This is a genomic window from Halosolutus halophilus (genome assembly GCF_022869805.1).
Classification (GTDB): domain Archaea; phylum Halobacteriota; class Halobacteria; order Halobacteriales; family Natrialbaceae; genus Halosolutus; species Halosolutus halophilus.
Genome location: NZ_CP094974.1, coordinates 1,308,520 through 1,327,420, shown reverse-complemented (window position 1 = coordinate 1,327,420; position 18,901 = coordinate 1,308,520). Strand labels below are relative to the sequence as shown.

15 protein-coding genes and 1 pseudogene are annotated in these 18,901 nt (G+C 64.8%); 8 read left to right on the top strand and 8 right to left on the bottom strand.

The features are described 5' to 3' along the window. Window positions 1-48 precede the first annotated feature (48 nt). The gene (locus tag MUG98_RS06430; RefSeq protein ID WP_265111315.1) at window positions 49-795 is read left to right on the top strand and encodes a helix-turn-helix domain-containing protein; all 747 of its coding nucleotides are present in this window, start codon (window positions 49-51) and stop codon (window positions 793-795) included. Window positions 796-871: 76 nt separating this feature from the next. Continuing rightward, window positions 872-3,421 (top strand): heavy metal translocating P-type ATPase, encoded by a 2,550-nt coding sequence (locus MUG98_RS06425; RefSeq protein WP_265111314.1) that lies wholly within the window; start codon window positions 872-874, stop codon window positions 3,419-3,421. A 15-nt stretch (window positions 3,422-3,436) separates the two neighbouring features. On the opposite strand, the pseudogene MUG98_RS06420 reads toward MUG98_RS06425, so the two are convergent. Then, window positions 3,437-3,763: pseudogene (locus tag MUG98_RS06420) on the bottom strand (metal-dependent hydrolase); the annotation flags it as partial. Window positions 3,764-4,088: 325 nt separating this feature from the next. On the opposite strand from MUG98_RS06420, the gene MUG98_RS06410 reads away from it, so the two are divergent. After that, window positions 4,089-5,954, top strand: coding sequence for an L-aspartate oxidase (locus MUG98_RS06410; RefSeq protein ID WP_265111313.1), 1,866 nt, complete (start codon window positions 4,089-4,091; stop codon window positions 5,952-5,954). Window positions 5,955-6,004: 50 nt separating this feature from the next. Here the strand turns inward: MUG98_RS06410 and MUG98_RS06405 are convergent, their stop codons facing one another. Then, window positions 6,005-6,619, bottom strand: coding sequence for a DNA-3-methyladenine glycosylase family protein (locus MUG98_RS06405; RefSeq protein ID WP_265111312.1), 615 nt, complete (start codon window positions 6,617-6,619; stop codon window positions 6,005-6,007). Between the two features lie 301 nt (window positions 6,620-6,920). Here MUG98_RS06405 and MUG98_RS06400 point away from each other — a divergent pair, with 301 nt between their 5' ends. Continuing rightward, window positions 6,921-8,201, top strand: a complete 1,281-nt coding sequence (locus tag MUG98_RS06400; protein ID WP_265111311.1) for a hypothetical protein — start codon at window positions 6,921-6,923, stop codon at window positions 8,199-8,201. 72 nt (window positions 8,202-8,273) lie between these two features. Here MUG98_RS06400 and MUG98_RS25405 read toward each other — a convergent pair whose 3' ends face one another. The 6 genes from MUG98_RS25405 to MUG98_RS06365 form a co-directional block, all read right to left on the bottom strand. After that, window positions 8,274-8,696 (bottom strand): catalase-related domain-containing protein, encoded by a 423-nt coding sequence (locus MUG98_RS25405; protein WP_425601079.1) that lies wholly within the window; start codon window positions 8,694-8,696, stop codon window positions 8,274-8,276. A 301-nt stretch (window positions 8,697-8,997) separates the two neighbouring features. Next, entirely contained in the window at window positions 8,998-11,136 is a 2,139-nt protein-coding gene (gene katG / locus MUG98_RS06385) for a catalase/peroxidase HPI (RefSeq protein ID WP_265111310.1), read from the bottom strand. A gap of 84 nt (window positions 11,137-11,220) precedes the next feature. Beyond that, the gene (locus tag MUG98_RS25240; protein ID WP_320443128.1) at window positions 11,221-11,430 is read right to left on the bottom strand and encodes a catalase; all 210 of its coding nucleotides are present in this window, start codon (window positions 11,428-11,430) and stop codon (window positions 11,221-11,223) included. 363 nt (window positions 11,431-11,793) lie between these two features. Then, on the bottom strand, window positions 11,794-13,134 hold the full coding sequence (locus MUG98_RS06375) for a RimK family alpha-L-glutamate ligase (protein ID WP_265111309.1): 1,341 nt from the start codon (window positions 13,132-13,134) through the stop codon (window positions 11,794-11,796). A gap of 86 nt (window positions 13,135-13,220) precedes the next feature. Further along, complete coding sequence (locus MUG98_RS06370; RefSeq protein ID WP_265111308.1) at window positions 13,221-14,690, bottom strand: oligosaccharide flippase family protein; 1,470 nt, start codon at window positions 14,688-14,690, stop codon at window positions 13,221-13,223. A gap of 305 nt (window positions 14,691-14,995) precedes the next feature. Continuing rightward, window positions 14,996-15,751 (bottom strand): GNAT family N-acetyltransferase, encoded by a 756-nt coding sequence (locus MUG98_RS06365; protein ID WP_265111307.1) that lies wholly within the window; start codon window positions 15,749-15,751, stop codon window positions 14,996-14,998. A 150-nt stretch (window positions 15,752-15,901) separates the two neighbouring features. On the opposite strand from MUG98_RS06365, the gene MUG98_RS06360 reads away from it, so the two are divergent. The 4 genes from MUG98_RS06360 to MUG98_RS06345 all read left to right on the top strand — a co-directional run bounded on the left by MUG98_RS06360 (window position 15,902) and on the right by MUG98_RS06345 (window position 18,897). Continuing rightward, window positions 15,902-16,984, top strand: a complete 1,083-nt coding sequence (locus MUG98_RS06360; RefSeq protein WP_265111306.1) for a succinylglutamate desuccinylase/aspartoacylase family protein — start codon at window positions 15,902-15,904, stop codon at window positions 16,982-16,984. Between the two features lie 247 nt (window positions 16,985-17,231). Beyond that, window positions 17,232-17,657: a succinate dehydrogenase, cytochrome b556 subunit gene (gene sdhC, locus MUG98_RS06355; protein ID WP_265111305.1), complete on the top strand. Its 426-nt coding sequence runs from the start codon at window positions 17,232-17,234 to the stop codon at window positions 17,655-17,657. After that, a complete protein-coding gene (locus MUG98_RS06350; RefSeq protein WP_265111304.1) occupies window positions 17,657-18,022 on the top strand; it encodes a succinate dehydrogenase/fumarate reductase transmembrane subunit in 366 nt (121 codons plus the stop codon). The genes sdhC and MUG98_RS06350 overlap by 1 nt, the downstream gene beginning before the upstream one ends. Then, window positions 18,019-18,897 carry a succinate dehydrogenase/fumarate reductase iron-sulfur subunit gene (locus tag MUG98_RS06345; RefSeq protein ID WP_265111303.1) on the top strand — a complete coding sequence of 293 codons (879 nt, stop codon included), beginning with the start codon at window positions 18,019-18,021 and terminating at the stop codon, window positions 18,895-18,897. Before MUG98_RS06350 ends, MUG98_RS06345 begins: the two co-directional genes overlap by 4 nt. Window positions 18,898-18,901 lie beyond the last annotated feature (4 nt).

Genomic DNA, 18,901 nt, shown 5'->3' with positions numbered 1-18,901 from the left:
GCCGCCTATCGAGAAACCCTTTGTCACGTGAGGCCCTACGGAGAACCAATGAGAGAATTCGTCTTCGCCCTCGAATACGAATCGGGGACGAACCCGGTCGCCGACGTGCTCGCGGAGTATCCCGACACGTCGGTCCGATCGCTGTCGTGCCACGTCACGAGCGACAGCCTCTGGCGGGTCGACCACGCGACCGGATCCGCGGAGGCCCTCGAAGCGCTCGAGCGCGCCTACGAGAACGCCGACTACTGCGCGGACTGTCTCGTGAAAGACGATTGCGGTGCGGACTGCGAGACGCAGGTGCTCGATCGCTCGAACGGGACGCTGGTCGTCTACACCTACTGGGACCGGACGGATGTCTGCACCTCGGTTCCCCACGTCGCGCTGGAGTACCTCGGCGAGGGACTGCTGTTCGAGACCTACCGCGAGGGACGGCGCTACCGCTGGCGGATCGTCCTCGCGAGCGACGCGCCGGTCCACGACTTCTTCGACGCGCTCGGCGAGGAAGTCGGCGAGTGTACGGGGATGGAGGTGCTTCGCCTGACCGAACTCGATCCCGACCGCAGGAGCGTCGATCCCGGCGAGGCGCTTCCCGCCGAACAACGAGCGGCGCTCCAGGCCGCCGTCGAATACGGGTACTACGAGACGCCCCGCCGGATCGAACTCTCGGACCTCGCGAATCGGCTGGACGTTCCCCGATCGACGCTCTCCTATCGGCTTCGACGCGCCGAGGCCGCCCTCGCGACGGCGTTCGTCGACGCGGACGAGTCGATCGAGACGCTTGCGGCGACGCTCTGAGCGGATCCGTGTCGAACGCCCGGAGTTGGCGCACGCCAAATAATCTGTATAGGGACCCGGCCGCTAGTATCGGGTGATGAGCGAGTCCACCCCAGAGCCCTCCAGGTCGGCGGACTCGAGTCGAACCCTCGAGTTGCGCGTGCCGGAGATGGACTGTCCGTCCTGTGCGGGTAAAGTGACGAACAGCGTCGAGCGACTCGATGGAATCGAGGGACTCGATCCGCAAGTGACGAGCGGTCGCCTCGTCGTCGAGTACGACTCCACCCTCGCGAGCGAGCGCGAGATCCGCGAGCGCGTTCGCGCCGCCGGCTACGAGGTCGTCGACGCCGCGTCGGAACTGTCGGTCGCGGTCCCCGGGATGGACTGTCCGTCCTGTGCGACCAAGGTCGAAAACGCCCTCGAATCGACCGACGGCGTCGACGAGATAGAGACCAGGCCTGCGTCGGGACGGGTCACCGTCTCCGTGACCGGCGAGACGGACGCCGACGCGGTCGTCGATGCGATCGGTGCCGCCGGCTACGACGCGGAGCCGATCGGCGGCGACCGGGACCGGATCGGAAGCGGGGAGTCGATTTTGCGGAGTCGACGGGCCGTCACGACGGGCGTCGGTGCCGTCCTCGTCACCGCGGGACTGGTGTTCGAGTTCCTGCTGCCGGCCGCCGATCCGGCACTGTTCTCGGTGATCGGCCGAACCTATCACCTCTCTGCACTGCTGTACATCGCGGCCGCGGCCGTCGCCGGGGTGGCGATCCTGCGGAACGGCTACTACTCGGCGCGAAACCGGAGCCTCGACATCGACCTCCTGATGGCGACCGGCATCATCGCGTCGGTGGCGGCCCACCATCCCTTCGAGGGGGCCACGCTCGCGGTCCTGTTCAGTACCGCCGAGTTGCTCGAGCGGTTCTCGATGGACCGTGCACGCGACTCGCTGCGGGAACTGATGGACCTCTCGCCGGACACGGCGACCGTCAAAGGCGAGGACGGGACCGAGGAGACGGTTCCCGCGGACGCGCTCGATCCCGGCGACGTCGTCGTGGTCCGACCGGGCGAGAAGATCCCCGCGGACGGCGTCGTGCGCGAGGGTGAGAGCGCGATCGACCAGTCCCCGATCACGGGGGAGAGCGTCCCCGCCGACAAGACCGTGGGCGACGAGGTCTATGCCGGGACGATTCCCGAGTCGGGGTATCTCGAGGTCGAGGTGACCAGCGAAGCCGAGGACTCGACGATCGCGCGGATCGTCCGCATGGTCGAGGACGCCGAGCGAGAGAAGACCGAGCGCGAGCAGTTCGTCGATCGGTTCGCCAGCGTCTACACGCCGATCGTCGTGTCACTCGCCGTCGCCGTGGCCGTACTGCCGCCGCTGCTCGCGGGGTGGTCGTGGAACACGTGGTTCCTCCGGGGTCTCACGCTGCTCGTCATCGCCTGTCCCTGCGCGTTCGTCATCTCCACGCCCGTCAGCGTGGTCTCGGGGATCACGAGTGCCGCCCGCAACGGAGTGCTGATCAAGGGTGGCCGCCACCTCGAGGCGGTCGACGAGAGCGACGTCCTCGCGATGGACAAGACGGGGACGCTGACCGAGGGCGACCTCTCGGTGACCGACGTCATCCCGCTCGAAGGGGCCGACGAGGAAGCAGTCCTTCGGCGAGCGAGTGCCGTCGAACGGCGCAGCGAACACCCGATCGGCCAGTCGATCGTCAGCTACGCCGAGGAACGTGACGTCGGTATGGACGACCCGGACGTCTCGAACTTCGAGTCGTTGACGGGGAAGGGCGTTCGCGCGGAGGTCGACGGGACCACCCACTACGTCGGCAAGCCGGACCTGTTCGACGGACTGGCTGATCTCGAACACGCGCACGCGACCACCGACGGCGGGGTATCCCTCGCGGAACTGGGCTACGACGGACAGTCCCAGTGCGATCGGGAGGGCTGTCTGGACGTCCTCGCCGAGGTCGTCCCCGACCTCGAATCGGAGGGCAAGACCGTCGTGATCGTCGGCACCGAGGACGGCCCGATCGGGGTCGTCGGCGTGGCAGATCGCGTCCGCCCCGAGGCGAAGTGGGCCGTCTCCCGACTGCAGGAGCAGGGGGTCCGCGTGGTGATGCTCACCGGCGACAACGAGGGGACCGCCCGCGCGATCGCGAACGAAGTGGGAATCGACGAGTACCACGCCGAGTTGCTCCCGGACGAGAAACTCGAGTGGATCGATCGACTCGAGGACGAGGATGCGAACGACGACAGCGACCACGGCCGCGTCGCGATGGTCGGCGACGGGATCAACGACGCGCCCGCGCTCGCGACCGCGAGCGTCGGTATCGCGATGGGGGCGGCCGGAACCGACACGGCGCTCGAGACGGCCGACGTCGCCCTGATGGCCGACGATCTCACCCGGCTTCCCTACCTCTACGAACTCTCGGGGGAAGCAAACGACGTCATTCGGCAGAACATCTGGGCGAGTCTGGCCGTCAAGGCCGTACTCGCGGCCGGCGTGCCGTTCGGACTCGTCACGGTGATCCACGCGGTCGTCATCGGCGACATGGGGATGAGCCTCGGCGTGACGGGCAACGCGATGCGTCTCGCGAACGTGGAGCCCGAGACGCCCGACGCGGACCTCGAACCCGACGCCTGACGCACCGACTCGTTTTCAGGGGATCGCCGATCGGAGTCGATCGATCCCCGGGCGGCCGTCGACCCACCAGAGCCCGACGCCGCAGACGGAGACGACGACCTCGAGCCACAGCGCCGTCGCCTCGACGCCCGAGTCCGGGGCCGTCCCCAGCGACTTCACGCCGCTGTAGGGCGGCATCGGCGTCACGGGCCACAAGAGGATGCCGAGTTCATCGGCGTCGCCCGCGAGCAGGTGCCACGGGACGTCCGTCGCGAGGTGTGCGCCGTAGCCGATCGCGACGGCGACGGCCAGTCGCTCCCGGTCGGCCCGCCGAGCGAGTAGCCAGCCGACGGCGACGATCGGTCTATCCCGTTGTCGGGTACGCTCTGCTACGCCGCATACGCGCGGCGGGTCCGCGGCGAGCCACCCGCTCCCGCACCCGCACTGGTCGCCGTCTTCGGGGCGGCGTCCCTGACCAGATCGATCGACCGCTGTACCAGGCAGGCGTCACGCCCGTCGGTCGAACGATCGGCCACTCGCTGCTGGTCACCGTCCCGGTGGTTGCGTTCACCCGCTACTACCGTCTGGATGGTGTATTCTGGCCTCAAGTCGGGACAGCAGCCCCAACGAGACGGAGCTGCGTCGTTTGGGAGGCTGCCTATACCCGTTCGGCCCCGACGTTACTTCGATGACAAGAAACCCGCCAACCGACCGGCGAGCATCGACGAGGGACCACGCCAGCGGTGTCGAGGGTCGACTCGATGCCGCGGACGGGACCGACACGGTGGTCGACGATCGGTGCCCGGAGTACGACGTCGTCACGACCCCCGTGCTCGTCGTCGGGGCCGGCGCGGCGGGGGCGCGAGTCGCGATCGAACTCGCGGAATCGGGGATCGAGTCACTCGTGATCGGCAAACGCGACCACGGCGACGCGCACACGACGTGGGCGGCCGGCGGGATCAACGCCGCGCTCGGGTCGCTCGATCCCGACGACGACTGGGCGATCCACGCGGCGGACACGCTGAACGAGGGCCACCATCTCAACGATCCCGAGGCCGTCGAACTGACTGCGAAGGGGATGCCCGATCGGATCCGCGAACTCGACGAGTGGGGGATGCCGTTCGATCGGACCGACGACGGGACGATCAATCAGCGGTACTTCGGCGCACAGTCGTACCGGCGGACCTGTTTCGTCGGCGATCGGACCGGTGAAGCCGTGCTCGAAACGCTGATCGATCGTGCACGGGAACTCGAGGTCCCGTACCGCGACAACGTGATGATCACGCGACTACTCTCGGATGGCACCCGGATCGACGGCGCGGTCGGTTTCGACATGGAAACCGGCCAGGGGATGCTGTTCCGGACGAACCACGTCGTGCTCGCGGCGGGCGGGTTTTCGGCCCTCTACCACCGCCACTCCTCGCGCGACGACGAGAACAACGGCGACGGACAGGCGCTCGCCCTCGAGGCGGGTGCCCGGCTCGCGGATCTCGAGTTCGTCCAGTTCCACCCGACGGGGATGGTCGGCGACCGGTACGGCGAGGAGTGGGACGGCCGACTCGTGACCGAGGCGGTCCGCGGCGAGGGCGGCCGGCTGTACAACGCGGACGGTGAGCGGTTCATGGAACGGTACTCTCCGGACCAGATGGAACTCGACGCCAGGGACGTGGTCGCGCGAGCGATCGCCCAGGAGATCCGCGAGGGGCGCGGGACCGAAACCGGCGGGGTCTACCTCGACATCTCCCACCGCGATTCCGAGTACGTCCGCGATCGGCTGCCGGCGATGGTCGAACGTTTCGATTCCCTCGGCGTCGACATCACCGAGGAACCGATGGAGGTCGCACCCACGGCCCACTACACGATGGGCGGCGTCGGAATCGACTTCCGAACCGGCGAGACCGGGGTCGAGGGACTGTACGCCGTCGGCGAGACGGTCGCGGGCGTCCACGGGGCGAACCGGCTCGGCGGCAACTCGCTGGCCGAGACCGTCGCGATCGGGAAGCACGTCGGCGACCACGTCGCAAGCGAGGTCACCGACGGAGACGACGAGCCGGAACTCACCGGCGGCCATCGAGCGCTCGCGGAACGCGAGTTCCGCGCACTCGATGACCTCGCGGCGTCGGACGGAACCATCACTCCGCGGGAACTCCTCGACGACCTCGGCGACGCCCTGTGGGAGACCGCCGGCATCCTGCGCGACGCCGAGGGACTCCGGAACGGCCTCGACGAACTGGCCGACATCCGTGCTCGAACGGCCGATCTCCGCGTCGACGGCGATCGGACGAGTCGATCGTTCGAGTACGCCGTCGACCTCTCGTTCAGCCTCACCGTCGCCGAGGCGATGCTCCGGGCCGCGCTCGAGCGACGCGAGTCCCGCGGGGCACACTACCGTACCGACTTTCCGGAGACGAATCCGTCGTGGCGGGTCAACATCCTCGTCTCGATCGACGACGGAGAGCTCTCGACGTCCCACCGGGGCGTCGGCGAACCGTCGGCGGCGGTCCGCGAAGCACTCGAGGAGGGCTACGAACTCGACTATCACCACCTCGAGTGAGCGGTTACGTCGGGGACACCCGGCAGGTCCGTCGGGTAGCGCCGACGTCGTTACTGGCCCTCGTACTCGGCCCAGATGTATCGCGACGCGAGACTGCGGTGCGGTCGCCACGGCTCGGCGATCTCCCGCAGTTCCGCGCGTGTCAACTCCTCGCCCTCGTTGTACAGGTGTTCGATCCCGCGGCGAATCGCGAGATCGCCAAGCGGGAGCACGTTGGGCCGCTGGAGCACGAACATCAGGTACATCCGGGCGGTCCACGCGCCGACGCCTTTGATCTGGGTGAGTTCGGCGATCACCTCGTCGTTCGTGTGATCGGCGAGTCCCTCGCGCGTGAGGTCGCGCTCCTGGAACGTGCGAGCCGCGTTGCGGACGTAATCGACTTTCGTCCGGGAGAGTCCAGCGTCCAGTAACTCGTCTCGGGGGGCTGCGAGGACCGTTTCGGGCGTCACCACGCCCCCGAGGACGTCGAAGACCCGCTTTCGCACCGCTGCGGCGCTGGCCGTCGACAACTGCTGGTTGATGATCGACACGCAGAGGCGCTCGTACTCGTTTTCGACCGGTTCGAGCGGATGGGGGTCGCGACGATCGATCACGGCCGCCATCACGGGATCTGCCCGGAGGGCGGCTTCCGGATCGTCTCGAACGGCGGGATCTGGATCGGCCATCGTGGCAGTGACTAGGTTCGACCCATCAAAAGGACGTTGTTTGTCGACGATCGAGTGCTCCCGATCGCGATCGGTTCGACTCGAGCGTAGCGGCCAGCATAATAGGTGATTACAGTCTCCGGAAACCCCGAGAGAACCTCCCGAACCGACCGGACAATCCGAAATTCCGTCCCCGAGTATGCTGGCCGTAACAGGTGCCAAAAAATACGATGCTACCACCACGGAGTGGCCCTATTACCTGATGATCGGATCTATTGCAGGCCCCAGACTGAAGGCCGGATATCGTGCAGGAATTAACGAGATGGCAAACGATACACCGCCGACCGACGCGGACGCAACGAACCAGCGACGAATGACCACCGACCCCGAGCGGATCAGAGAGTGGGCCGAGGAGCGCGACGCCGTCCCCGTCTCCGTTCGCGACGACGAAGGCCACGGGCACTCGTTCGCCCACCGGGACGAACTCGGAGCGGACCACGAGGAGTACACCTGGGACGAGTTCGTCGAGACGTTCGAGGACGAAGATCTGGTGTTCGTCTACCGCGAAGAAGAGACAGCAGGCGAAGGTGAGGGACTGGGCTTCTTCGAACTCGTCGAGCGCGACCGGGCGCTCGAGCGGGCCGACCTCGGGCGGGACGAATTCGAGGACTCGCTGCGGCGGGGCGAGACCGTGACGACCGAAATCGTCGAGACGCAGGTCGTCGAGACGGAAGTCGTCGAACGGGACACGATCGAGAGCGAAGTGGTCGAGTCGGACGTCGTCGAACGGGATATCGTCGACTCAGAACTGCTGAGCCGGGACGTCGTCGAGACCGAGTTCCTGGACGACGAGACGATCCAGGTGATCGTCGACGAGACCCGTCTCGACACGATCGAGGAAATCGAACGCTACACCGTCGAGAGTCGCGTGATCGACGTCGACGTCGAACAACACGACGAACTCGAGAGCGACACGATCGAGACGAACATCGAACTCGAGAGCGTCCAGCGATCGATCCTCGAGAGCGACGTCGTCCGCTCGGACGTCACGCCGGACGAGGTCCTCGAACAGGAGGTCATCCGGAGCAACCGCACCGAAGGCGACGCCGTCCAGAGCGAACTCATCGAGCGCCGAACGCTCGAGGAGGAACTCGCCGAGGAACGTCGGCTGCGGTTCGTCCTCGAAGAGGACGAGTTGATCACGTCCGAGGTGATCGGAAGCGATCTGCTCGAGGGCGAGATCATCGACGTCGAAGAGTACACGGCTACGGAGACGATGGCCGGCGGGGGCGCCGAATCGGAGATGGCTACGGCCGAATCGGAAGCGATGGCCGACACCGAACCCGGAACCCCCGCCGGCGATGCGGCGATCGAACTCTCGAAGGACGATCAGGGGAAAGACGTGGTCGACGAACGAGGCGAGACTGTCGGGATCGTCGCAGAGGTTGAAGGCCAGACGGCGTACATCGATCCCCAGCCCGGATTGACCGATCGGCTCAAGGCGCGACTGGACTGGGGCGGCCACGGCGACGACGACTATCCGATCGAAGCGGCACAGATAGAAGAGGTCACGGGCGACGAGATCGTCATCCGGGGCGACTGAACGCCTATCGCTTCCCAACGCGGGGAGCACGAGTGCGAGACGATTCGAACGACGGGACTCGAGACGACCCCGTTACTCGAGCAGATCGGCGACGACGCCGGCGTCCGGGATCTCGTCCTCGACGACGAGCAGGTCGTCGTCAACGACGGTCTCGATGTCGAGGCCGAGGCTCTCGGCGATCCGGTGACCGGTCTCGGGGTCAGCCTCGTAGAAGTGCTCGACCTGTCGGGCCTGAATCGTCTCGTCGGAGACGCCCGTCATGTCGCCGACGAGCCGATCGCGCTCCTCGGCCGACATCACGTCGCGGATGAGGTTTCCAGGTCGCTTGTAGTTGTCAATGCGCTCCTGGGCGGCGTACCGGTCGGAGTCCCGGAGATCGACAGCGGCGACTTTATTCTCGGCGTCTTTCGGCCGGTTGACCGGGATGTCCTCGAAGTTGACGCCGAAGCGGTAGCGGCGGGCGTCGTCGTAGGACGGGATGCGACCCTGGAGCATCTCGTCGGGGCTGTGGCCGATGCCGGGGACGACGTGGGCCGGCGGAACGCCGACTGCTCGACTTCTTCGAAGTAATTGAGAGCACGAACCTCCTGCCGAGGTCGTTCGAGACGGCTTCGTCGTCTCGTGATGACGAGAGACTGGAGGTCTCTCGAACCAATTCGGCCTGAGCGGGAATCCACGCTGAAAGACCACCGCTTTAGCGGTGGATGAGCTTACTTGCGAGACCGGACTGGGGACCGCGACTACACTCCATCGAGACGTCGGACGCGGCCACCGACCCGGAGGCTCTCGGCTGAAATCACTCGAGATCGAAGCGATCGAGATTCATCACCTTGTCCCACGCATCCACAAAGTCACGCACGAATTTCTCCTCTGCGTCGTCACACCCATAGACTTCCGCGATGGCTCGAAGCCGGGAGTGTGAACCGAAAATGAGGTCTACGCGGGTCCCTCTCCACTTGACCTCGCCCGTTTCACGATCGCGCCCCTCGTACACGTTTTCGGATTCCGAGGACGCTTCCCACTCCGTGGCCATGTCGAGCAGGTTCACGAAAAAGTCGTTGGTCAACGTCGCCGGCCGGTCGGTGAAGACTCCGAGGTCGGACTGCTCGTAGTTCGCGTCCAGCGCTCGCATGCCGCCGACCAGAACGGTCATCTCGGGCGCCGTCAGATTCAGCAGTTCCGCCTTGTCCACCAGCAACTCCTCCGCCGGTCGGTCGACACCGTCCGCGAGGTAGTTCCGGAACCCGTCTGCGTTCGGTTTGAGCGCGTCGAACGAGTCGACATCGGTCTGTTCCTGCGAGGCGTCTGTCCGTCCCGGTTCGAACGGCACTTCCACGTCGTACCCGGCATCCGCCGCCGCCTGCTCGACGGCTGCACAGCCGCCCAGCACGATCAGGTCGGCGAGCGAGACCCGCGTCCCATCGGACCGCGAGCTGTTGAATTCCTCCTGGATTCCCTCCAGGGTCTCCAGAACGGTCGCCAGCTGCTCGGGCTCGTTCACCTCCCAATTCTTCTGCGGTTCGAGACGAATGCGGGCCCCGTTCGCGCCCCCGCGCTTGTCGCTGTCGCGGTACGTCGATGCCGACGCCCAGGCAGTCTTGACCAGTTGGGAGACGGACAGTTCCGATTCGAGGATCTCCTCCTCGAGGGCGGCGATCTCCTTCTCCCCGATCAGATTGTGGTCGACGTCTGGGAGGGGGTCCTGCCACAGCATTTCCTCGTCGGGAACCTCCGGGCCGAGGAACCGAGACGGCGGCCCCATGTCGCGGTGGATCAGCTTGTACCACGCCTTCGCAAAGGCTTCTTGGAACTCGTCCGGGTTCTCCTGGAAGTGCTCTATAATCTCCCGATAGTCCGGATCCTTCTTCAGGGCGATGTCCGTCGTGAGCATCATGGGGGTGCGCTTCTTCGACGGATCGTGAGCGTCCGGTACGGTGTTATGTGCAGCCTCGTCCTTCGGCGCCCACTGCCACGCACCGCCGGGACCCTTCTCCGGCTCCCACTCGTAGTCGAGCAGGTTGTCGATGTAGCCCATGTCCCACTGGATTGGCGCATCGGTCCAGGGACCCTCTATGCCACTGGTGATCGTGTCGGGACCTTTGCCGGAGCCGTACTCGCTCTCCCAGCCGAGGCCCTGTTCCTCGATGGGAGCAGCCTCGGGCTCGGGGCCGAGGTTCTCGCCGGAGTCGGCACCGTGGACTTTCCCGAACGTGTGTCCGCCGGCGATGAGCGCGACCGTTTCCTCGTCGTTCATCGCCATCCGCCCGAACGACTCTCGAATGTTCTCCGCCGATGCGAGCGGAGCCGGCTCACCGCCCGGCCCCTCCGGATTCACGTAGATGAGCCCCATCACGGTGGCACCGAGCCCCTCCTGGAGTTCCCCGTCGTCGCTGAAGCGCTCGGACGCTTCCATCTCGTCCTCGGGCCCCCAGTCGACGGACTCGTCGGGCGCAAAGTCATCCTCGCGCCCGCCGGCGAAGCCGAACGTCTCGAATCCCATCGACTCCATGGCGACGTTTCCGGCCAGGACCAGCAGGTCGGCCCACGAGAGTTTGCGGCCGTACTTCTGTTTGACCGGCCAGAGCAGGCGGCGCGCCTTGTCGAGGTTCGCATTGTCGGGCCAACTGTTGAGGGGCGCAAAGCGTTGTCTACCGCCGGACGCGCCGCCGCGGCCATCGCTGGTGCGGTATGTGCCGGCGCTGTGCCACGCCATCCGAATGAAAAGCGGCCCGTAGTGGCCGTAGTCAGCCGGCCACCAGTCCTGCGACGTCGTCATCACCTCTTCAATGTCCGCCTTCACGGCTTCGAGGTCGAGTTTCTCGAACTCCTCGGCGTAGTCGAACTCCTCGCCCATCGGATCGACCTGGCGCGCGTTCTGGTCGAGGACCTTCAAGTTCAGCTGTTCCGGCCACCAATCTTGGTTGGACCTGTTCATCGTCAACCAATTGTTGCTTTCGCATGTTAAGAATGTCTAATTCGGTAAAGTAGTCTTGGCTGTAGCCCAAACAATCTATCGGGATTATGAATATTTGTCAGTGATAGATTCGCACGCTGTATTCGGCCGCTGTCGAAACCTTTCACGACTTGCGGGTTTCACCAAGGCCAGGTCGGTCTCTTTGCCCTCCTCCGAGAACATGTCCGCCATCGTGTACTCGATGATCTCGTCGTTTGTGACCGTGAACGTCCCGTACGCGCCGCCACCTTTCGCGTGGACGACTCGCTCCGGGATGCGTTCCCGGTTGAACTGGGCAATCTTCTCGAGGTAGTGTAGTCGTCCTCAGCGGCGGCCCCTCGGGACCGGTGCTGCGGGAGTTCTGGTCGTCGGGAACCGGTTCACCGGAGTTCGTGACCGGGGCCTCTCGATCGGTCTCAGCGTCCGTGGTCGGAGACTTCGGCTCACCGAGGTCGTATTTTGGATTGCCGTCGCTCATGGATAGTCTCTCCCGTGAACGGTGACGTGGAAAACAGGAATGTGATTGTATCGATCGCAAATGTAGTTTCCTGATTCGATCACTTCGATTTAGTAACGACAAACTACCGTTCGTTTCCGGGAAAATCCCGATCGGCTGCCGAGGTCCGATCCGCCGGGGTGTTACTCCTCTTCCTCGGGCGTGTCCGGTGCGTCCGCGTCGATCCGTCGACTGACGTCGACCTGGTAGTTCTCGAGGATGTCGCGGCCGAGCAAGACGGGGTAGTCCATGTGGCCGCGGTCCTCGACGCTCGCCGTGACCGTGTGCTGGTTGCCGCCGACGCCGACGACGACGTCGACGACCGGCCTGCTCTTTGCCGTCTTGCTGCTCCCGGACCTGATCCGGGTGATCGACTTGATCGGGCCGGCACCGATGTCGGCCGCGAGGCTGGTATCGATACTCGTCCGCGTCGCGCCGGTGTCCGACTTCGCGACGACAGTCTTCGAGCCGCTGGTCCCTGCGAGGACGACTTCCTCCGTATACCCGATTACCGACGGTTCCTGGTCGCCGATCGTCGACTCCGGTGGCCGTGCCGACGGCTGCGAATCGTCGAGGACGGTCGTCAGTTCCTCGACGCGCTCTGGATCGACCTCGCCGCCGGCGCGTTCGATCGCGAGTTTGGCGATGACGGGTGCGGGACTGATCCCGGTCGCCTGGTAGAGCCCCTTGAACCCCGCCGTCGGGTTCACCTCGAGGACGAACCACCCTTCGTCGCTCTCGACGAGGTCGACGCCCGCGTAGTCGAGTCCGACGGCGTCGGCGGCGCGACGCGCCATCTCGCGCGCCCCCTCCGGAAGATCGTCCGTCGCGTTTTCGACGGACCCGCCCAGGGCGACGTTCGTCCGCCAGTCGTTGTCCGGTGCGTACCGGTACATCGCGCCGACGATTTTGCCGTCCACCACGTAGACCCGGATGTCGCGGTGCCGTTCGTCGTCGCGATCGATGAGTTCCTGCAGGAACGCGTACCTGTTCCCGACTTTCGCGTTGACCGGGTCGTCGGGACCGATCTTCCAGGTCCCGCCGCCATGCGTGCCGATCGCCGTCTTGTAGACGGCTTCTTCGCCGTAGTTCTCTCGCGCCCTGTTGAGTCCCTCGGTGCTGAGCGAGAGGGTGACGTTCGGCGTCTGGACGTCGTTCGCCGCCAGCGCCGTCGCCGTCGAGAGCTTGTGGACCGCCGTCAGCACTGCTCCGGGCTCGTTGAGCATCGGGACCAGTCCGGAGAACGTGTTCACGAGTCCGAGTTCCTCACACGGCTGCTCGGTGTTCGACAGCAACATCCGGTTCGCGATCACGTCGACGGAGGGTTCGAGCACGACGCTCCCGTCCGTGACGCTGATCGTGGTGTTCTCGGCCCGGAGCCACTCGGTGTCGTGGCCGAGAGCCTCGACTGCGTTGAGTATCGCTTTCGTTTCCTTGCTGGTGTGAAGGCTCAATACCCCGACGGTAACCGGATCGGCGGCCATACGTAGTGGACGACGACTGTGCGGATAAGTATTAACACTCGATCGAAGGCCAGCACCGTATTCTGCGGCGATCGGTCAGTAATCCATCAGGTAACGACCGATCGGACCTCCTGGGGATCGACCAGGCCACTCGCGACGGCGAGGACCGCCCAGGTGAGCGCACCGACCCCGATCACGGCGACGAGCATCACCGGACTCGAAATCAGCGGGGTCACGAGCAGGACGGCGACCGCCATCACGCCGGTAATGACACAGATCAGTCCGATCCGGCGCGCGAGGCGTTCGAGGCGGAGGGAGAGTTCGCTGTGGACGATGTAGAGGTTCACCGCCACGTAGAACGAGTGGGTCACGACCGTCGCGGCGGCGGCCCCGACGACGCCGATCGTCGGGATGAGCACGAGGTTCAGCCCGAAGTTCGCGGTCGACGCCACCCCCTTCGCGATCGCCCGCGAGCGAGCGCGGCCGAGATAGTCCAGCCCGTCGCTCGTCAGGTTCGTGATCGCCATGAGGACGATAAAACCACAGAGGATCTGCAGGACCGGGACCGCGCCGCTGTAGTCCGGGCCGAAGACCATCGTGACGAAGGGATCGGCGACGATCGCGAGGCCGACCGCGGCGGGGATGTAGAACAGCATCGTCTGCTCGAGCGACGTCTCGTAGATGTCCCGTGCCTGATCGAGCTGGCCCGCCGCTTTCTGCTCGCCGAAGTTCGGCGAGATGGTGAAGCCGAGCGATTCCGCGGGTGCGAGCACGAAGTCGGTGATCTGTTTCCCGAGGGTGTAGAACGCGACCGCAACCGGCGAGAGGAAGAAGCCGACGAGGACGACGTCGATCCGTTTGTCGATGACGTTGGCGCTCCGCGTCGCCGTCAGCGGGACGCTGTACTCGAGCAGCCGCCGCGAGAGGCCAGCCTCGTACTCGGTAGCCGGCTCGTACTCGCGATAAAACTCGAGATAGAGGATCGTCATGCCGACTGCAGCCGCGATCGCGTAGCCCACGATGTAACCGAAAAACGCGCCGATTGCACCCAGCCCGAGCAGGACGAAGGCGACCGCGAAGACCAGTCGTCCGGCCCCGCTGATCGCCTTGATGGTCGCACTGTAGCCGAGGTGGTTGAACCCCTGGAACGCGATCTGCGTAAAGGTGCTAAACGAGAAGACGACGACGTAGAGCACCCCGGCCGCAAGAAACGGCGCGACCTCCGGATCGCGCAACAGGATCGCGATCCGTTCGTGGAAGACGAACAGCAGGGTCACCACGATCGAGATCACGACGAGTTTGAACGCGATCGTCGTTCGAATCAGGTGCGGCACCTGTCCCGGATCCGCCTCGCGATACTCCGAGATGTACCGCGCGGCGGACTTGCCCAGGCCGAGATCCGCGAACAGCTGGACGATCGCGAGGATGCCGATCGCCCAGTAGAGTGCACCGTAGCCGTCGGGCTCGAGCAGGTATCGCGCGAGGAGAAACATCAATAGTGCGCTCGAGAGCATGTAGACGGCTCGAGCGACGAGCGTTGCCTTGAATCCGTGAACGATGTGGTCCTGTCTACTCATTCGAATGGAACGTCACGACGGCGGTACTCGCGAACGACCGACAGGGGGAGTCGGTGGCAACCGTCGACCTGTTGGATCGATCGAGCGGGCAATTGTAATGCAGCCCGAACGAGCGTAATGCGGTCACAACAATCTCGATCGCGTCGGTATCGACGACGAACAGAGGGCGTAACGTTCACGTATTCCGGGCGACCCGATACCGGCCGGTACCGGGGTGGACGGGAGGAGAGTCAGCGACACCGGCTGATACCGGGGTGGACGGGAGGATGATCAGACGGTCGAAGAACGAACTGGCCCGCGTCCGGCTAGAGGTACGACGAGTCCCACCGGGTCGCCTTCCGCCGATTGCCACAGACGTTACACTCGATGCGACCCATGGTGTCCATCGCGTTGTCGAGCGAATCGCAGTGGCCGCAGAACCAGCCGTAGAGTTCCGACTGTGCGTCCGTCTCGTACGCGACGTAGAACGGTGACTTGGAGCCGCGGGCGGCTTCGCCGTAGCTGACGAAGATCGTCTCCCCGTCGAGTTCGAGTTCGTCGATCGCATTCCAGTCCTCGTCCCCTTCGATCTCGCCCTCGACGTAGACGTTCTCGGTGAACGTCTCGTCGCCGATCTCGACCTCGCGCTGGTCGGCCTGCTGGAAGCCGTGATCGGCGTAGAACTCGTTGCCGCCCTCGTTGTCCGCGAGGACGAACCCCTGGATCTGGTCGGCACCCCTCTCCAGCAGTTTTTCGCGGGTCCGGACCAGGAGCCGGACGCCCGTGCCACCCCCGCGGTTATCGGGATCGATGTGGAGCCACAGGATCTGGCCAGTGCCGTATCGCTGGCCGACCAGTTCGCTCTGGGAGAACCCGACGATCTCGCCGTCGCGCTCGACGACGAGAAAGAGCGCGTGCTCGTCCTCGAGCGCGTCGGTCAGGGCCTCGTCGCCGTACCACTGGTCGACGGCGTCCTCGATCGTCTCCTCGTCGAGAAAGTCCGTATACGTGGAATTGAGAGACTCGGAAGCGATCGACCGGATCGCGCCGACGTCGGCCTCGGTTGCCTCGCGTATTTCCATGCGCGACTATAACACGGCATCGTACTAAACGTATGCCCAGCGGGACACAGTCACCGCTACTCCGGATCGGAGCGACCGGTGCCGATTCGGGAGCAGTCGACTCGCCCATCGACCGGAAACGTTCTCAGTGCTGACGCCGGACTCTCCTGTATGAGCGACGCGGACGATCCGCCACTCGGCGGGAGCGACTCCGAACCCATGCACGGCGCGTTCACGTACAACGGGGGCCGGGTCGACCCCGGCGAATCGGCCAACATCCGCTACGGGATCAGCGAGACCTACCTCGGTGATCCCGTCCGAATCCCGGTCACGGTGATCAACGGCGAACACCCCGGTCCGACGGTGTTTCTCTCGGCGGCGGCCCACGGCGACGAACTCAACGGGATCGAGGTCGTCCGCGAAGTCGCCCACGACTGGGACCACTCGGACCTTCACGGCACCCTCGTCTGTATGCCAGTGATGAACGTCCCCGGATTTCTCGCCCAGGAGCGGTACCTGCCGATCTACGATCGGGACCTCAACCGATCGTTTCCCGGCCGCGAGGGATCGACGAGTGCCAGACGCATGGCCCACCGGATCTTCACGAACTTCATCGAGCCCTGTGATCTCGGCCTGGATTTCCACACGTCCACGCGCGGCCGGACCAACATGCTCCACGTCCGGGCGAACATGGACGATCCGACGGTCGAACGACTCGCCTACGCGTTCAGTTCCAACGTCGTCATCGCGGGTGAAGGGCCGTCCGGGACGCTTCGCCGCGAGGCGACGGCGGCCGACGTGCCGACGATCACCATCGAAATGGGCGAAGCCCACCGCTTCCAGCGGAGCCTGATCGATCGGGCGCTGACGGGGGTCGCGAGCGTCCTCGCCGAGTTCGGCCTCCACCCGGAGTCGTCGGTCCACTGGCCCGGCTGGCGAACGGTCATCGAAGCCGACGACGAGAAGACGTGGCTACGAGCGGACGCGGGCGGGATCGTGGACATGAAACGCGGCCGCGGCGCACTCGTCGAGGAAGGGGAGGCAATCTGTACGATCACGAACCCGTTCAAGGAGGAAGACGACATCGTCACCGTCAACGCGCCATTTACCGGACTGATCGTCGGCGTCCTCGAGAATCCGGTGGTCTATCCCGGCAACCCGCTCTGTCACCTCGTCGGCCTCTCGCCGGATACGCACACGGCACTCGAACGCGAGCGCACGGTCGAGCAGTCCCGCGAACAACTGCGGAGGTGAGAGCGTCGTCCCGTGAGCCGCTGCGACGCCGAGTGCGGTGTCGCGAGGTGCTCACCTGGCCGAACTCGCTGCGGCGCGGGGACGATCGGATGACTGGAAGATGACAGATGGCTATCTCTACCGAACGGGTTCGGTTGGCGAAACCAGAAAGTACTGATTTTCGAGTACCAACTGTCGAAGCGAACGGGAAAACGGCGCGACAAAAGTAACTTCTATACCCCCACGGTCAAACCCTCCACATGAGCGCATGAGTCAGTCTTACAATCGCGGTCTCATCGAGGACTTCGGTCGCTGGAAGGAGTTCTCGGCCGGGATGTGGGCGTGGATCTTCCACAAGTTTACCGGGTGGATCCTGATCGGCTACCTGTTTACCCACATCGCCGTCCTGAGTACCGCTATCACCGCAGCGGGAGATGCATCGGCGATTCAGGCGGAGACGGACATCTACACGACGACGATTCAGGGACTCGAAGAACTGTTCATCGTTCGGATCATGGAAGTCGGCCTGCTCGCGGTGGCCGTCTTCCACATCCTGAACGGGCTTCGCCTGTTGATGGTCGACCTCGGCATCGGCCTCGAGGCACAGGACAAGAGTTTCTACGCGTCGCTGGTGCTGACGGGCGTCATCACCGTCGCGAGCGTCCCGACCTTCATGGTGGAGGTGGGCTTCTGATGGCCGAGCGCTACTCCTCGTTCACGCCAGGCGGGACGGGATGGCTCCTCCAGCGGATCACGGCGGCGTTTCTGGTCGTCGCTCTCGCATTTCACTTCTTCCAGTTACACTTCGTCAACCACGCAGCAGACGTAACCTTTGCAGGAACGCAGGCCCGAATGGAGAACATCGGATACTTCCTGACGATAGTGTTGTTCCTGATCGCCGGGGCCTTCCACGGGGTCAACGGCGTCTACAACGCCCTCGTCAACCAGGGGCTCGAAGGTACCCAAAAGAAGGTGGTGCTGGCCGTGCTGGTCATCGCAGGCATCGCACTCGTCGTGCAAGGAATCTACGTCGCGATCGCTATGGCGGGATGGACATGAGCACGCAACAACCCGAACCCGAACCCGAGACGCAGGAAGCACCGGCAGATCCGGAGATGAAAGGCGCGGAGTCGCCGGTCGACGAGCGAGAGAAAGAAGGCGGCATGGTCGACCAGACGGCGGTCGACGACGCCGAACTCGAGGGGGAAACGGTACACATCAAAGTGTTCCGGTACGACCCCGAAGTCGAAGCGAAGCAGGAACCGCGCTTCGACGACTTCCACGTCCCCTTCGAGAAGGGGATGACCGTCCTCGACGCGGTCATCTACGCCCGCGACGAGTACGACTCGTCGCTGACGTTCCGCCACTCCTGTCGGCAGGCCGTCTGTGGCTCCGACGCCTTCTTCGTCAACGGCAAACAGCGACTGGGCTGTAAGACCCAGATCTCGGACCTCGAACAGCCGGTTCGCGTCGAACCGCTGCCACACCAGGAGGTCGTCAAGGACCTGGTCGTGGACATGGATCACTTCTACGACCAGATGCACGCCGTCGAACCGTACTTCCAGGACGAGGACACGCCCGACGCGAGCGACCTCGAAGAGCAACGCCAGTCCCGCGAGAACCGCGAGAAGGTCAAGATGTCGACGCGGTGTATCTGGTGTGCCGCGTGCATGTCCTCGTGTAACATCGCGGCCGGCGACAACGAGTATCTCGGTCCGGCGGCGATCAACAAGGCCTACCGGTTCGCGATGGACGAGCGCGAGAGCGAGGCGATCAAGGAGCACCGACTCCGCATTCTCGAGCAGGAACACGGCGTCTGGCGGTGCCAGACCCAGTTCTCCTGTACCGAGGTGTGCCCGAAAGACATCCCGCTGACCGAGCACATTCAGGAACTCAAGCGGGAAGCGGTCAAGAAGAACCTGAAATTCTGGTGACAAC

Bases quoted from the DNA above. Each gene is read 5' to 3' on its own strand.
- MUG98_RS06430 (WP_265111315.1), top strand. From the start codon at position 49: ATGAGAGAATTCGTCTTCGCCCTCGAATACGAATCGGGGACGAACCCG.
- MUG98_RS06425 (WP_265111314.1), top strand. From the start codon at position 872: ATGAGCGAGTCCACCCCAGAGCCCTCCAGGTCGGCGGACTCGAGTCGA.
- MUG98_RS06410 (WP_265111313.1), top strand. From the start codon at position 4,089: ATGACAAGAAACCCGCCAACCGACCGGCGAGCATCGACGAGGGACCAC.
- MUG98_RS06405 (WP_265111312.1), bottom strand. From the start codon at position 6,619: ATGGCCGATCCAGATCCCGCCGTTCGAGACGATCCGGAAGCCGCCCTC.
- MUG98_RS06400 (WP_265111311.1), top strand. From the start codon at position 6,921: ATGGCAAACGATACACCGCCGACCGACGCGGACGCAACGAACCAGCGA.
- MUG98_RS25405 (WP_425601079.1), bottom strand. From the start codon at position 8,696: ATGCTCCAGGGTCGCATCCCGTCCTACGACGACGCCCGCCGCTACCGC.
- katG (WP_265111310.1), bottom strand. From the start codon at position 11,136: ATGAACAGGTCCAACCAAGATTGGTGGCCGGAACAGCTGAACTTGAAG.
- MUG98_RS06375 (WP_265111309.1), bottom strand. From the start codon at position 13,134: ATGGCCGCCGATCCGGTTACCGTCGGGGTATTGAGCCTTCACACCAGC.
- MUG98_RS06370 (WP_265111308.1), bottom strand. From the start codon at position 14,690: ATGAGTAGACAGGACCACATCGTTCACGGATTCAAGGCAACGCTCGTC.
- MUG98_RS06365 (WP_265111307.1), bottom strand. From the start codon at position 15,751: ATGGAAATACGCGAGGCAACCGAGGCCGACGTCGGCGCGATCCGGTCG.
- MUG98_RS06360 (WP_265111306.1), top strand. From the start codon at position 15,902: ATGAGCGACGCGGACGATCCGCCACTCGGCGGGAGCGACTCCGAACCC.
- sdhC (WP_265111305.1), top strand. From the start codon at position 17,232: ATGAGTCAGTCTTACAATCGCGGTCTCATCGAGGACTTCGGTCGCTGG.
- MUG98_RS06350 (WP_265111304.1), top strand. From the start codon at position 17,657: ATGGCCGAGCGCTACTCCTCGTTCACGCCAGGCGGGACGGGATGGCTC.
- MUG98_RS06345 (WP_265111303.1), top strand. From the start codon at position 18,019: ATGAGCACGCAACAACCCGAACCCGAACCCGAGACGCAGGAAGCACCG.